A 13,590-nucleotide genomic window follows, 5' to 3' on the forward strand; every position below is an offset into this window, starting at 1 on the left:
TGCCGGTTAGGAGATGCTGTGGAGCTAGGAAAAGTTGTGCGTGCCTATCGTAAAAAACTCAAAATGTCACAGGAAGAGTTAGCTGCACTCAGTGGTATTTCTGAACGCACTCTACGTGATTTGGAGAAAGGGCGTTTGAGTGTCTCTTTAGAGAAAGCTGTAGCTGTTGCCGATGTGCTGGGTCTGAAAATTCAGGTGATTGAGGCATGAACGCACTCAAAGCTGATGTGTACAAACAAGATACTCTTGCCGGGCACTTTTTCAGAACACCTCATACTACTGAGTTTCGTTATTCTGCTGATTATCTTGACTCTCATCATGCACCTGTAGCAACCACCTTGCCGCTTACTGATGAACCCTTTGTGTATCAAGCTGGCGCATTACCTCCATTTTTCACAGGTCTTTTACCTGAGGGTCGCCGCCTGACGAGTTTGAGAAATGTGTTGAAGGTGTCGAAGGATGATGAGCTTTCTCTTCTACTAGCGGTGGGTGCTGATACCGTGGGGGATGTGAGGGTACTGCCGCCCGGAGTTGTACCCGATAACGAGTATGCCGAACCTATAACGGAGTTCGACCCGACTCAGCTAGCATCGATTTCATTTGCTGATTTTTTCTCTGCCCAGGGATTACTGGACTACGCTGCCCTTCCGGGAGTTCAGGATAAAGTGTCGGGCAAGATGCTGACCATCCCCCTTCGTCACAACCACAATTTCTATCTGTTGAAGCTCACGCCTCCCGAATACCCATTACTCGTAGAAAATGAACATTTTTTCCTAGAGTACGCACGTCGGATATCTTTTCGTAACGGTGTTGTTAGCTCTCACCTAGTGCGTGATATTACTGGTCGCTCGGGCCTTTTGATACAACGATTTGATCGAGGGATAGATGGAAATGGCCATCTGGCTCGCTATGCGGTAGAAGACGCTTGTCAGCTTCTTAATCTCTATCCTGCTGATAAATATGAAGTCACAGCCTTGCGGTTAGCACAGGCGGTGGTAGAGAAAACAAGCCAGCCTATTCTAGTGGCCCAAGAATTAGTGAGACAGTTTGCTTTTGCATGGCTTACTGGCAACGGCGATCTTCATGCAAAAAATATTTCCATTATCGAGTCTTCTGGAAAATATCGACTAGCGCCGGTATATGACATTCCCTCAACTGCACCCTACGGCGACCAATCGATGGCACTTAAGCTACTTGGAAAAGAGCGAGGGCTTTCTGCAAAGACTTTTCTCGATTTTGGACAGGAACTTGGGGTGCGTCCTGCCGCAACCGCCCTCTTGCTACGTAAGATGCTTCATGAAACAGAGGAGCTTGTTGAAGGGGCGACGGGCCTTCCTTTTGACTCTGCTCGCCGTAAGCAGCTAGTCAAAATTCTGAAGAACCGTCGCCTATCTCTATCGGCAGGGCTCTAAGCAGCCTTCACCGGCACCCAGACCTGCATCTGAAAGTCATCAGCGGACGGGTCGCCCGGTCCATAAGCCTCAAAGACCGGCCCGTTGGGCTTGAAACCTGACGCGGGCAGGAAGGTGCCCATCAGGTGGTCCACCCCGGCCATGGTACTCATGGGCACCGGGCCCTCAACGGTCGTCACCGCGAACTCGCCACCGTCCACCTTAAGGGCATTGAGGCCCAGGGCTTGGGCGGTTTCCAGGTTCTCCACCAGAATTCCCGCCATGTAGTCGAACTCGCCGGCAGCGTTCATACCCACAATCACACCCATAGAGTGGACCTCAGGCATGGTCACCCCCCGCGTCTCGGCGTGGGCGGTGAGCTTCTTCCAAAGCTCGCCAATGCCGGCGCCCTGCTTCACGGTCTCGCGGAAGCCCGCAATAAAGAACTCATCCTTATGCTCTACGCGCGCACCAATCATCGACTACTCCTTAGAAAAATGTGTGTCTGCTCTATTTTAGTCGCCACACCCGCAGCCACAGCCACACGAGGCCTGCTTCGCAGGCTGCCCTGATTCGGTAGCGGCCCCCTGCGACGCCGGTGCAGAATCGTGACCCCCCATCAGGTTGACCCGGTTGCCGATGTCGGGCCCCCCGGCAGGCTTAGGGGTCACTCCTGCCAGCACCGCAGCAAATCCAGCCGGGTCAGCGGCAGGAACCGTGGTGGGGGCATCCGCACCGCCTGTGCCGCAGGCAGCCGCAGCGGCGTTGACCTTGGGCTGCTTTACCTCACCAAAACGGGAAAAACGGCGCAGCTGCTCAGCGGTAGGGTACATATACGACACCTTGACCAGGCCCTCCACCAGCAAGATGGGCAGAACCTCAGCCCCGGCCATAGCAAGCTGATCGGCTACCGGCTCACAGTCGGTAAAAGCAGAAGGGTAGGAATCGGTGGAGTAGACGGCAATATCTAGGCCCTCATCGAGCAGCTCCTGGGCCGCGGTGAGGAAGACGTCGCGCTGGGTGTCGCCGGGGTCGTCCGGATTTTCACCGGCAGCCGGGATGAAAACTTCAAGGGGGGTGCTACCCAGGGTGTCTTGAGAGGGGCGTGCCACTGCTGCTCCGTTCGTTGGTTGGTGTGCCCTACCAGCCTACGCCCGTAAACGCCTGCAGAAAAGGTCAGGCGGCACACCCCAGTCGGGGTGCACCTCCTGTTATTCCTTGTCAGTTCGATGTAGGTGGGCTAGTCGCCGATAAAGAACTTGCGCAGGGCTGAACGCAGGCTGCGGTCGTTCTGCTTCTGCTCGGTCTCATCTACAGGCTGCTGGGGTTCAGCCGGTTCGGTCGCCAGCGATACCTTCTTAGCCCGGGCCGCGATGCTGGGAACAGCATCGGTATCAGTGCTTTGATACTCCTTGCGCTCCTCGGGGGTGCCAAAAGCCAGGGTGCCGATGGTATTAGCGATATTTTTCTGCTCGGGGGAGGCCGGGACGCGGGCTACACCCGGGTCTATATCGCGGATATCCTGAGCCTTCTCACCGGTGGTGACGGGCAGGTCATTGGGGAAAGCCGCTGCTGCGTAGGCGCTTGCCGCCCGGCTGAGGGGGCTGGATGCGCCCTCGTCGGTAGAGCCCTGACCGTCTGCTGTGGGGGCCGCAGGTTCTCCATCAGTGCGGACGCCCGCCTCACCCTGCTCTTCAGCGGACGGCACCGGGGAGGCTTCAGAGTCGGGGGTGGCGGACGGCGCGGGGGCAGGCTCGTCTGCCTCCTGGGTTGCGAAGAGGTTCGAAGCGTTTTCTGAGGTCGTAGTGGACTTAATAACCACCGGCGCCGCGGGAGCGATGACCGGCTCAGAATCATCCATCTGAGCGGGAGTCGGTACTGCTTCAGAAGCAGGTGCTTCGTCACCCTTGGCGGGTCCTGGGGCCACGGCGGGCTCAGGCTCTGCTGCTGATTCGGGGTCAACCTCAGCCAGAACCGCACGGTAGCGAGCCTCAGTGGGAGCTAAAGTCCAGCCCAGGAAACCGGGGAGTGCGATAGGCTCAACGGTGCCTACCCAGGCGATGGTTTGTGCTAGGGGCGATGCTCCTGCTGAAGTCTGGGGGCCAGTGGGGGCGGCTGCGACGGGAGAGCTGCTCGTGGCGTCCTGACCTACCAGCTCGCCGGTCACAAAATCTGCCAATGACAGGGCAACCTGCACTGGCACTGACGCCTCACCCCGCTTGCGCGCAATAACCTGCCCCACGGTGCCCTGGGCGCCGGGCGCCAAATCAATGGCGTAGAGGTGGCTGGGGGAGTTGGCAATTTCAAGCCAGAGGCTGTGGTTCAGGACGGCTTGGACGGTGCCGTCCGTCTTTTCCGGTGCCTTCCAGGGGGCAGAATCCAGGGTGGACGCCCCAAAATCGGCCTGAGGGGTAGAGGCAATGACCTTCTGCCCGGCCACTTCGGCAACCACACCGTTGCGTACTAGGGCCCGATAGAACTTGAGCTCGGGGGTGAAAGTGAACCCGCGCTGCTTCTCTTCGGCGGTGACCTCAGTGGGAGAATAACCAGAGTTATGCCCGCGGGCAAGTAAGGCGGAGCGCAGGCGTAGTCCATTATTTGAGACAGTGGCCCCTGAGTCTTCGACGGGTGTGTCGATGTGTTCAGTTTCATGTTCAGATGTAGGGGAGAGAGGCATCTGCTTGACGATGACCTGGCCACCTGGCGATGAGTTGATACGCACGTTATAGGAACCTTCGAAGGTTCCACTGCGAGCCAGTTCGTAGATGGCGACGGTGGCTGAGCGGGCATAATCAGCTGGAGGTGGGGCGCCTAAAGAGCCCGTGATGGCACAAGCAACACTATCTAGCGTGGTGTTGTGTACGGTAAAACGGACCTCCAGGGGCTGCTGATGGGCCTCTGAATGCCACTGGGTAAGGTGTGCGAGAGCTAAAAGATGCGGGGGGAGCTCGGAGTGCGAATCAAAACTCATAGACTCTATTTTTGCATGCTTAAGCGGGTGGGGAAGATAAGGCGTGCGTGGCTGGTGGGTTGAGAATGATGGGGTGGGCAGATGGTGGGGCGGCTGTATTAATTTTTGGGGAGTATATGCAAGAGTGCGTATGTTTTAAAAATACAGGTTCTGGCTAGTGTTAATAGGTATTTGGGGTGATCGGGTTTTCTCTGTGGCACTCAGGTCTAGACAGGCGAAAATTTCTTCCAGTTTTTTGTCGCCGCAGTACGGCCAGGGTGCTACCATGAAAAAGATTTTTATTACTTTTAGGGGAAATTAAAAACATGACTCACACACTGTCGCGCCGTAACGTGGTCAAGGGCGGCGCATGGGCCGCTCCTGTTGTTGTAGCCACTGCCGCCGTTCCTGCCTATGCGGCATCTTCCTTGGTCTGCCCGACTGACTATATGTTCAATAACCCGGTCATAGACCAGGAAGTATCTGTAGACACTGTAGATGGTTACTACATTGTTCTGTTTTCTTATGCCTTTGCTTCAACGAGTAACTACAACACTATTACCTTTGTTGCGAGCGATGAAGTATCGGTTTTTCAGTCATACGATGCTCAGAATTACACCATCAATTCTGATAACCGTACTATCACTGTAGTCAACGATGGTGCTCTTGATGAGCTCGGTTTTGACGTGTATGTTAAGGTTCCCGCCACCAAGGTTAGAGAAGCAGAATCAACCGGTGGCTACACGGTTTCTGTGAATTTCACTATTGATGGTGAATGTGCAACTACCGATGGTTTCTCAGATTTCTCCAAAACAGCAGAAATCCGTGAGTAAGCTCCTGAAGCCAGTCGCATGATTATTTAAATAAAAGGTAGGCAGCCCTGTGTGGGCTGCCTACCTTTATGTTTATCTCTATGCCGGGGAACCTGCGACGGATGTAAGTGACATTGACCTGCCCGAATAAGCTCCGCCCTGGGGTGGGCGTCCGCCCCGGGGCGTGTGAGACAGGCTACCTGCCTGGCGGGTAGGGGGCGTAAGATAAGCAGAAGGATGGGCCTGATGGTGTGCCCATCACACAGATAGTTCACGAAAGGTGCACACCGGCTATGACCGTAGATGTGAAAGAACTCCTAGCAAAGGTACCTACCGGCCTGCTCATCGGCGGCCAGTGGCGAGACGCCTCAAACGGCGAAACCTTCGACGTAGAAAACCCCGCCACCGGTGAAGTCATCGCAACCCTGGCCTCCGCCACCGAAGAAGACGCCCTCGCCGCCCTCGATGCAGCCTGCCGGGCAGAAAAAGAAGCCGGTGAGCACGGTTGGGTCGCCACACCCCCGCGCGAACGCGCAGAGATCCTGCGCCGCGCCTTCGAACTCGTCACCGAACGGGCTGAAGAGTTCGCCACCCTCATGACCTTAGAGATGGGCAAGCCCTACGCCGAAGCCCTCGGCGAGGTCAAGTACGGCGCTGAGTTCCTGCGTTGGTTTGCCGAAGAAACCCCCCGCCACTACGGCCGCTCCCTCGACATGCCCGAGGGCACCCTGCGCATGATCACCCGCCGCAAGCCCGTCGGCCCCTGCCTGCTGATTACCCCCTGGAACTTCCCCCTGGCCATGGGCACCCGCAAGGTCGCCCCCGCCATCGCCGCAGGCTGCACCATGGTGCTCAAGCCCGCCCGCCTCACCCCGCTCACCAGCCAGTACTTCGCCCAGACCATGCTCGACGCTGGCCTGCCCGCCGGCGTCCTCAACGTCGTCTCCTCCAAGTCGGCAGCAGCTATCTCCGAGCCCATCATGAGCGACCCCCGCCTGCGCAAGGTCTCCTTCACCGGCTCCACCCCCGTCGGCAAGGACCTACTCAAAAAGGCAGCCGACAACGTGCTGCGCACCTCCATGGAACTGGGCGGCAACGCCCCCTTCCTCGTCTTCGAAGACGCCGACCTCGATCAGGCCGTCGCCGGAGCCATGGCCGCCAAAATGCGCAACATCGGCGAAGCCTGCACCGCCGCCAACCGCTTCATCGTGCACGAATCCCTAGCCGAAGAGTTCTCCCGGAAGTTCGCCGAAAAAATGGGCGAACTTAAGGTCGGCAACGGCCTGGACGAAGGCGTCACCTGCGGCCCCCTCGTCGAGAAGAAAGCCCAGGACTCCATGGTTGCCCTCGTCGAGGACGCCGTCGCCAAGGGTGCCCGCGTACTCATCGGCGGTGAAAAGGGCGAAGGCGCAGGCTACTTCTACAAGCCCACCGTGCTCGTTGATGTACCCCTCGATGCCCGCGTCGCCCGCGAAGAAATCTTCGGCCCCATCGCCCCCATTTTCACCTTCAAGGACGAATACGAGGCCTACGAGCTGGCCAACGATACCGAATACGGCCTGGCCTCCTATGTCTACACCGAGTCCATCGACCGTCTCTACCGCGCTAGCGACCACCTAGAGTTCGGCATCATGGGCTTCAACGCTGGTGTGGTATCCAACGCGGCTGCCCCCTTCGGTGGTGTCAAGCAGTCCGGCATGGGCCGCGAAGGCGCAGCCGAAGGCATCGACGAGTACTCCTCCATCCAGTACATCGGCATCCGCGACCCCTACGCCAACTAAAACCCCAAACCCCGCGGACGCCCGCCCCGGCACCGTCACCCCAGCACGGGCGTCCGCACCCCTCACCTTTTTGTAGTTACAAGAAAATCCATTACTAAGGAACCTCCACCATGGCTGAGATTGCCTACCGCCTACCCCAGCAGATCACCCTCACCGGCACCGTCCCCGGCCCCAAATCCGCCGAACTAGCCGCCCGCCGCGCCGCCAACGTTCCCGCCGGCGTAGCCTCCACCCTGCCTGTCTACGCAGCGGACGCCGACGGTGGCGTCATCGTCGACGTCGACGGCAACTCCTTCGCCGACCTCGGCTCCGGCATCGCCGTCACCTCCGTCGGCGCCTCCGCCCCCAAAGTCGTAGATGCCGTACGCGAAGCAGCCACCCACTTCACCCACACCTGCTTCATGGTCACCCCCTACGAAGGCTACGTAGCCGTCGCCGAAAAGCTCAACCAGCTCACTCCCGGCGACTTCGACAAGCGCACCGTACTCTTCAACTCCGGCGCCGAAGCCGTAGAAAATGCCGTCAAAATCGCCCGCGCAGCCACCGGCCGCAACGCCGTCGTCGTCTTTGACCACGCCTACCACGGCCGCACCAACCTCACCATGGCCCTCACCGCCAAGGCCGCCCCCTACAAGAAGGGCTTCGGCCCCTTCGCCCCCGAGGTCTACCGCGCCCCCATGAGCTACCCCTACCGCGACGGCAACACCGGCGGTAAAGAAGCAGCTGCCCGCGTCATCGACATGATTGAAAAGCAGATCGGCTCAGAATACGTCGCCGCAATCCTCATTGAACCCATCCAGGGCGAAGGCGGCTTTATCGTCCCTGCCGAAGGCTTCCTGCCCGAACTCGTCACCTGGGCCCGCGAAAAAGGCATCGTCTTTATCGCGGACGAAGTCCAGGCAGGTTTCTGCCGCACCGGCACCTGGTTCGCCTCCGACCACGAAGGTATCGAACCCGACCTCATCACCACCGCCAAGGGCATCGCCGGCGGCATGCCCCTCTCCGCCGTCACCGGCCGCGCCGAACTCTTCGATAAGGTCCAGCCCGGCGGCCTCGGCGGCACCTACGGTGGCAACCCCGTCGCCTGTGCCGCAGCTCTTGCCACCATCGAAACCATGGAAGAGTGGGACCTCAACGCCCGCGCCGCCCGCATCGAAGAGATCGCCCGCGAAAAGCTCGGCCCCCTGGTTGAAGAACTCGACATCATCGGCGAAATCCGCGGCCGCGGCGCCATGTTCGCCGTCGAATTCGTAGCAGATTCTGACTCCAAGGAACCCCACGCCACCGCAGCCAAAGACATCGCAGCAGCCTGCGCCGAACGCGGCGTCCTGATCCTCACCTGCGGCACCTACGGCAACGTCGTGCGCCTGCTACCCCCGCTGACCATCAGCGAAGAGCTCCTGGGCCAGGCCCTGGACATCTTCGTGGAAGAAATCCGCAAGGTCGCGGGGAACTAATCACCTGTTTTGTATGGGCAGGGCAGGTGCCCCTGCGCCAGGAAACGGGCAGGAAATACCCTCCGCCAGGCTGACCCTCTCGTAGCTCGCCCTGGGGGCTCGCTACGATTCACGCCAGACCCAGCCAGCCTGGCTTTGAGGGTATTTCCCGCCCGAGAGCTGGCCCCGCATCCAGCTTGTTGAGTTGCATTTAGGTGCGGTACGGACGCCCCGTAAGCCGACTGGCTGGGGCTGGCATGAATCGCATGCGAGCTTGCGAGCCTGCGAGAAGGTTAGTCGGCGCAGGGGCGTCCGTACCGCACATACCCACAAACACAAAGGAGCTAAACCCATGAGCTACCGACTTGAAGACCCCACCACCGGCGAGGTGCTCGAAACCTTCGACACCCTCACCGACGAGCAGGCCGTCGAGGCTGTAGAGCGCGCCCATGCCGCCTACCTTTCCTGGCGCACCACCAGCGTCGAAGAGCGCGCCGCTATCGTCAACCGCATCGCCGAGCTCTTCGAAGAGCGTAAGCAGGAGCTGGCCGAAATCATCTCCCAGGAAATGGGTAAGCCCATCTCAGAAGGTATCGAAGAAGCCGAATTCTCCTCCGCTATCTTTGCCTACTACGCCGGAATCGCTGCTGACCATCTCAAAGACGAGCCGATTCCCTCAGAGACCGAAAACTCCGAGGCCTACATCCAGCGCAAGCCCCTGGGCGCCCTGCTGGGTATCATGCCCTGGAACTTCCCCTACTACCAGGTCGCCCGCTTCGCTGCCCCCAACCTCATGCTGGGCAACACCATCGTGCTCAAGCACGCCGAAATCTGCCCCAAATCAGCGCTCGTAATCGCTGAGATTATGAAGGACGCCGGGCTGCCCGAAGGTGCCTACGAGGCAGTTTTCGCTAGCCACGACCAGATCGAAACCATGATTGGTCACCGCCACATCCAGGGTGTCTCACTGACCGGATCCGAACGAGCTGGCGCTATCGTTGCCGGTATTGCCGGGCGCAACCTCAAGAAGGCCGTGCTCGAACTGGGCGGCTCTGACCCCTACATCGTGCTCGATACCGACAACGTCGCTGAAGCCGCCGCCACCGCCTGGGGTTTCCGCATGTACAACACCGGCCAGGCTTGCAACTCCAACAAGCGCATGATCGTCATGGCTGACATCTACGACGAGTTTATCGCTGAACTGGTCAAGCTGGCCGAGGCCATGAAGCCGGGCAAGCCCTCCGAAGCGGACGAGACCACCTACATGGCCCTCTCCTCCCGCTCGGCAGCCGAAGGCCTCAAGAAGCAGCTCGACGAGGCCGTTGCCGCCGGTGCCACCCTGCGCGTCGGTGGGCAGCTGCTGGACGATAAGAGCGCCTACCTCTCCCCGGCCGTCCTCACCGATGTGCCCGTCGGCTCCGAGGTCTACTACCAGGAACTCTTCGGCCCCGTCGCCACCGTCTACCGGGTCGAGAGCGACGAGGAAGCCATCGAGCTGGCTAACAACACCCAGTACGGCCTGGGCGGCGCCGTATTCTCCCAGGACGAGGCCCGCGCCCGCCGCCTGGCCCAGCAGATTGACGCCGGCATGGTCAACATCAACACCCCCGCCGGCGAAGGCGCCGAAATCCCCTTCGGCGGCGTCAAGAACTCCGGCTACGGCCGCGAACTCGGCCCCTACGGCATGGACGAATTCGTCAACAAGCGCCTCTACTTCGTGCAGAAGTAGGCCTGTTTGACCCGCAGGCTTAGGCGTAGGGTGTGCTGTCGCTAGTGCAGATTGCCCAGCCCCACGGTTTGTCATGAAACCCCGGACGATACATCCGGCTCGTGACGAACCGTGGGACTGGTGTTATGTGGGGGTGGGCAACCTTGTCTTTCACATACCCCTAGGGGTATTATCTCTAGGGTGAAGAAAGAGAAAGAAGAACCGTGCTGTTAGCTCTTGCAGGCGGCCTGGCCGTGGGTCTGCTCATGGGTGCCCTAGGTGGGGGCGGAGCTATTTTGGCGATTCCCCTGCTGGTCTATGGGTTTGGCTTTACACCCACCCAGGCGACCCTGGCCTCCCTGGTTGTTGTGGGAATCGGCGCTAGCACGGGTGTGGTGACTCAGGCCCGCTCTGTTGACTGGCGACGCGGCGCCCTTTTTGGTGCCCTTGGTTTAGCCGGTGCCTACGGCGGTCGAGTGCTGGCTCATGGCATCGATGGGCAGCTGCTCCTGCTGGCCTTCTCTGTTCTGCTGCTGGTGGTTGCCAGTCTGATGGTGCGTGCAGCGCGCAGGGGGTCTATTCGGGCACAAAGTGCGGACGCCGCCTCCCGCCCCTCTGCCTTTCGGCAGGGACTTGCGCTGGTGGGTGCGGCTACAGGGGTTGGCTTTTTGACCGGCTTCTTTGGTGTGGGTGGTGGTTTTGCTATCGTGCCCGCCCTGACTCTAATCTTGGGGCTCAGTATGGCAACCGCCGTGGGGACCTCTCTACTGGTTATCCTCATCAACAGCTTTGTTGCCCTAGCCCTGGGAGTTGGGGCCCTGCCGTCCTTGGATTGGTCGGCGCTTGCCCCCTTGCTGGCTACAACTGTGGTCGGTACCCTGGCCGGCACCTGGGGTGGTAGGCGGGTGCCCCAGCGTTCCCTGCAGCTAGCCTTCGCAATTTTTCTCTACGTCGTCGCAGCCTACATGGCAGCTACCACCCTCATTGAACTGATGGCATAAAGAAAGGAAAAACATGTCAGATACTACAAGCTCTCTCCCCTCAACTCTTGAGGTGCAGCAGCTGGCGCAGAACATTAAAGACTCCCACACGACCCTGCTGCTCGATGTGCGCACCGCAGCGGAATACGAGGGTGCCCATATTCCCGGGAGTGTAAATGTACCCTTGGCTCTAATTGAAAAGCACCCCGAAGAGCTGAGTGCTTTCATTGATGATGAAGCTGTCATTATCTGTCGTTCCGGTGCTCGCGCTACCCGCGCCCAGAAGCTCCTGGCTGGGGCTGGTGTTACCCGCACCAGTGTGCTCACCGGCGGTATGGAGGCCTGGAAGAAGGCTGATCAGCCCGTCAATGTGGGCCCAGCCCGCTGGGATCTCGAGCGCCAGGTGCGCCTGGTGGCAGGTTCCCTGGTGCTGGGTGGGGTGGCAGCTAGTGCCATCTTCCCCAAGGCCAAGTACCTGGCTGGTGCCATTGGCGGCGGTCTGACTTTTGCGGCGGTCAGTAATACCTGCGCCATGGGTGCGGCGCTTTCAAAGTTGCCCTATAACAAGGGTGGCGACGTCACCTTGCGCGAGGCAAAGCGCCGCCTGGCCGCTACTGGTGACTCTCGGGTTAGCTAGGCCCCGCCTTAAATTTTAAAACAGGGACGCCGCACCCCCTGGCTCCTGCCCCGCGCCTTGTCAGTGCTGGGGTGGGGGAGGGGCGCGGCGTTTTGGTGTGCTGTGTGGGCCTTAGGCGAGCGAGAGGAACATTTTCTCTAGTTGTTCGGGGGTCATCTCGGGCTTATCTGAGGTAAGGCACTGCTGGAGCCCGTTGGCGACCACGGCAAAGCTGGCGCGGTCGACCGCTTTAGAGGCGGCGGCGAGCTGGGTGACAATTTTTTGGCAGTCATCGCCCTCTTCGAGCATACGGATAATGCCGTTGAGTTGGCCTTGGGCACGCTTGAGACGGTTGATGACCGGTTTCATCTCTTCGGGGTTGAGTTGCATGGCTTCTGCTTTCTTGTAAAAACTTTTTCTCTAGTATACCCCCGGGGGTTTGTTTCCGGTTGGGATTCTGCTATCTTTTAAATACCCCTGGGGGTATTTTTATATTGGTTGCACTGAAAGGATCTACCGTGCTCTTTGAACGCATCTACGAAGAAGGCCTTGCCCAAGCCAGCTACCTCATCGGCTGCCAGCGCAAGGGCGAGGCCATTGTGGTCGATGCCCGCCGCGACATCCAGGTCTACCTCGACCTGGCTGCCAAAAATAACATGAAGATTGTGGCGACCACCGAAACTCACATCCACGCCGACTACCTCTCAGGAACCCGCGAACTGGCGTCCGCAACCGGCGCCACCGTATACCTCTCCGGCGAAGGCGGGGACGACTGGCAGTATGATTTCGACGGCACGCGCCTCTACCACGGCGACACCATCCAGCTCGGAAAGATTACCGTCACCGCCCAGCACACCCCCGGCCACACCCCGGAGCATCTCTCATTCCTTATCACCGATGGTGCTGTGGCCGATGCCCCCGGCTACATGCTCACCGGCGACTTCGTCTTCGTGGGCGACCTGGGCCGCCCCGACCTACTCGACGAGGCAGCAGGCGGCATCGACACCCGCTTTGCCGGGGCTCGCGACCTCTTTGCCAGCCTCAAACATGTATTCATGCCCCTACCTGACCACGTGCAGGTGCACCCCGCCCACGGCGCAGGATCCCCCTGCGGCAAGGCTCTCGGCGCGGTTCCCTCAAGCACCGTTGGCTACGAAAAAGCCTATGCCTGGTGGGCTCCCTACGTGCGCAACAACGACGAACAGGGCTTTATTGACGAGCTGCTCAACGGCCAGCCTGACGCCCACGCCTACTTTGCCCGCATGAAGAAGGAAAACCGGGTCGGCCCTGCCCTCACCGGTTACCCTGCCCTCGAACCTGCTGAACTCACCGCTGCCCAGGTGGCAGAAAAACTTGAGGCTGACGAGGCTATCTTCATTGATACCCGCGACCAGCACGACGTGCACAGCGGCACTGTGGAAGGCTCGCTGAATGTTCCGGCAGGCCCCCAGGCCTCTAACTTCGCAGCATGGGTGCTAGACCCCGAACGCGAAAGCCGCCCCCTGGTCGTCCTGGCCGATACTGAAGCCCAAGCGACTCACCTGCGCGATGCCCTCTACCGGGTAGGTATCGATACCGTGCGCTACTACACCACCGACATCGAACCCCTGGTGAACTTCACCCCGCCCCTGGTCACAGTGGACGAGCTGGACGCCACCAACCGCGACGCCCTGGTCGATGTACGCGCTAAAAACGAGTACGCCGCCGGCACCATTCCCGGCGCCCAGCAACTCTCGGGAGGTTCAGCCCTCTGGCGTCTTGATGAACTGCCCGCTCCCGGCTCAACCTTGCTGACCTTCTGCCAGTCCGGTGTTCGCAACTCGGTGGTTGCTAGCGGCTTGCGCAGAGCCGGTTACACCGTGCTTGAGCTAGAAGGCAGCTACGCCGCCTGGGCAGCGCAGAACTAGCCGGGTGCG

The 13,590-nt window shown here is 59.8% G+C and carries 13 protein-coding genes; 9 read left to right on the forward strand and 4 right to left on the reverse strand.

What is annotated here, in order from left to right; all coding sequences use genetic code 11:
* Window positions 1–18 precede the first annotated feature (18 nt).
* Window positions 19–210, forward strand: a complete 192-nt coding sequence (locus L6963_RS09145) for a helix-turn-helix transcriptional regulator (RefSeq protein ID WP_237196053.1) — start codon at window positions 19–21, stop codon at window positions 208–210.
* The gene (locus L6963_RS09150; RefSeq protein WP_237196055.1) at window positions 207–1,412 is read left to right on the forward strand and encodes a type II toxin-antitoxin system HipA family toxin; all 1,206 of its coding nucleotides are present in this window, start codon (window positions 207–209) and stop codon (window positions 1,410–1,412) included. The genes L6963_RS09145 and L6963_RS09150 overlap by 4 nt, the downstream gene beginning before the upstream one ends.
* On the opposite strand, the gene L6963_RS09155 is transcribed toward L6963_RS09150, so the two are convergent.
* From L6963_RS09155 to L6963_RS09165, 3 genes are all read right to left on the reverse strand, one after another.
* The gene (locus tag L6963_RS09155) at window positions 1,409–1,870 is read right to left on the reverse strand and encodes a GyrI-like domain-containing protein (RefSeq protein WP_237207409.1); all 462 of its coding nucleotides are present in this window, start codon (window positions 1,868–1,870) and stop codon (window positions 1,409–1,411) included. The two genes, L6963_RS09150 and L6963_RS09155, sit on opposite strands and share 4 nt — an antisense overlap.
* 36 nt (window positions 1,871–1,906) lie before the next feature.
* Window positions 1,907–2,503 (reverse strand): arsenic metallochaperone ArsD family protein, encoded by a 597-nt coding sequence (locus L6963_RS09160; protein WP_237207410.1) that lies wholly within the window; start codon window positions 2,501–2,503, stop codon window positions 1,907–1,909.
* Window positions 2,504–2,631: 128 nt separating this feature from the next.
* A complete protein-coding gene (locus L6963_RS09165; RefSeq protein WP_237207411.1) occupies window positions 2,632–4,362 on the reverse strand; it encodes a hypothetical protein in 1,731 nt (576 codons plus the stop codon).
* Between the two features lie 305 nt (window positions 4,363–4,667).
* Between L6963_RS09165 and L6963_RS09170 the strand changes: the two genes are divergently transcribed.
* The 6 genes from L6963_RS09170 to L6963_RS09195 all read left to right on the forward strand — a co-directional run bounded on the left by L6963_RS09170 (window position 4,668) and on the right by L6963_RS09195 (window position 11,695).
* Window positions 4,668–5,174: a hypothetical protein gene (locus tag L6963_RS09170; protein WP_237196063.1), complete on the forward strand. Its 507-nt coding sequence runs from the start codon at window positions 4,668–4,670 to the stop codon at window positions 5,172–5,174.
* Window positions 5,175–5,446: 272 nt separating this feature from the next.
* Entirely contained in the window at window positions 5,447–6,934 is a 1,488-nt protein-coding gene (locus L6963_RS09175) for an NAD-dependent succinate-semialdehyde dehydrogenase (protein ID WP_237207412.1), read from the forward strand.
* A gap of 110 nt (window positions 6,935–7,044) precedes the next feature.
* Window positions 7,045–8,391 carry a 4-aminobutyrate--2-oxoglutarate transaminase gene (gabT, locus tag L6963_RS09180; RefSeq protein ID WP_237207413.1) on the forward strand — a complete coding sequence of 449 codons (1,347 nt, stop codon included), beginning with the start codon at window positions 7,045–7,047 and terminating at the stop codon, window positions 8,389–8,391.
* Window positions 8,392–8,722: 331 nt separating this feature from the next.
* Window positions 8,723–10,099 (forward strand): NAD-dependent succinate-semialdehyde dehydrogenase, encoded by a 1,377-nt coding sequence (locus L6963_RS09185; protein ID WP_237207414.1) that lies wholly within the window; start codon window positions 8,723–8,725, stop codon window positions 10,097–10,099.
* Between the two features lie 203 nt (window positions 10,100–10,302).
* The gene (locus tag L6963_RS09190) at window positions 10,303–11,079 is read left to right on the forward strand and encodes a sulfite exporter TauE/SafE family protein (RefSeq protein ID WP_237207415.1); all 777 of its coding nucleotides are present in this window, start codon (window positions 10,303–10,305) and stop codon (window positions 11,077–11,079) included.
* 13 nt (window positions 11,080–11,092) lie between these two features.
* A complete protein-coding gene (locus tag L6963_RS09195; protein WP_237196072.1) occupies window positions 11,093–11,695 on the forward strand; it encodes a rhodanese-like domain-containing protein in 603 nt (200 codons plus the stop codon).
* A gap of 111 nt (window positions 11,696–11,806) precedes the next feature.
* Here the strand turns inward: L6963_RS09195 and L6963_RS09200 are convergent, their stop codons facing one another.
* Entirely contained in the window at window positions 11,807–12,064 is a 258-nt protein-coding gene (locus L6963_RS09200; RefSeq protein WP_237207416.1) for a metal-sensitive transcriptional regulator, read from the reverse strand.
* Between the two features lie 128 nt (window positions 12,065–12,192).
* On the opposite strand from L6963_RS09200, the gene L6963_RS09205 reads away from it, so the two are divergent.
* Window positions 12,193–13,581, forward strand: a complete 1,389-nt coding sequence (locus L6963_RS09205; RefSeq protein WP_237207417.1) for an MBL fold metallo-hydrolase — start codon at window positions 12,193–12,195, stop codon at window positions 13,579–13,581.
* The last annotated feature ends 9 nt before the right edge of the window (window positions 13,582–13,590 follow it).

It is taken from the genome of Rothia nasimurium (assembly GCF_928392795.1).
Classification (GTDB): domain Bacteria; phylum Actinomycetota; class Actinomycetes; order Actinomycetales; family Micrococcaceae; genus Rothia; species Rothia nasimurium_F.

Bases quoted from the DNA above. Each gene is read 5' to 3' on its own strand.
- L6963_RS09150 (WP_237196055.1), top strand. From the start codon at position 207: ATGAACGCACTCAAAGCTGATGTGTACAAACAAGATACTCTTGCCGGG.
- L6963_RS09155 (WP_237207409.1), bottom strand. From the start codon at position 1,870: ATGATTGGTGCGCGCGTAGAGCATAAGGATGAGTTCTTTATTGCGGGC.
- L6963_RS09165 (WP_237207411.1), bottom strand. From the start codon at position 4,362: ATGAGTTTTGATTCGCACTCCGAGCTCCCCCCGCATCTTTTAGCTCTC.
- L6963_RS09170 (WP_237196063.1), top strand. From the start codon at position 4,668: ATGACTCACACACTGTCGCGCCGTAACGTGGTCAAGGGCGGCGCATGG.
- L6963_RS09175 (WP_237207412.1), top strand. From the start codon at position 5,447: ATGACCGTAGATGTGAAAGAACTCCTAGCAAAGGTACCTACCGGCCTG.
- gabT (WP_237207413.1), top strand. From the start codon at position 7,045: ATGGCTGAGATTGCCTACCGCCTACCCCAGCAGATCACCCTCACCGGC.
- L6963_RS09185 (WP_237207414.1), top strand. From the start codon at position 8,723: ATGAGCTACCGACTTGAAGACCCCACCACCGGCGAGGTGCTCGAAACC.
- L6963_RS09195 (WP_237196072.1), top strand. From the start codon at position 11,093: ATGTCAGATACTACAAGCTCTCTCCCCTCAACTCTTGAGGTGCAGCAG.
- L6963_RS09200 (WP_237207416.1), bottom strand. From the start codon at position 12,064: ATGCAACTCAACCCCGAAGAGATGAAACCGGTCATCAACCGTCTCAAG.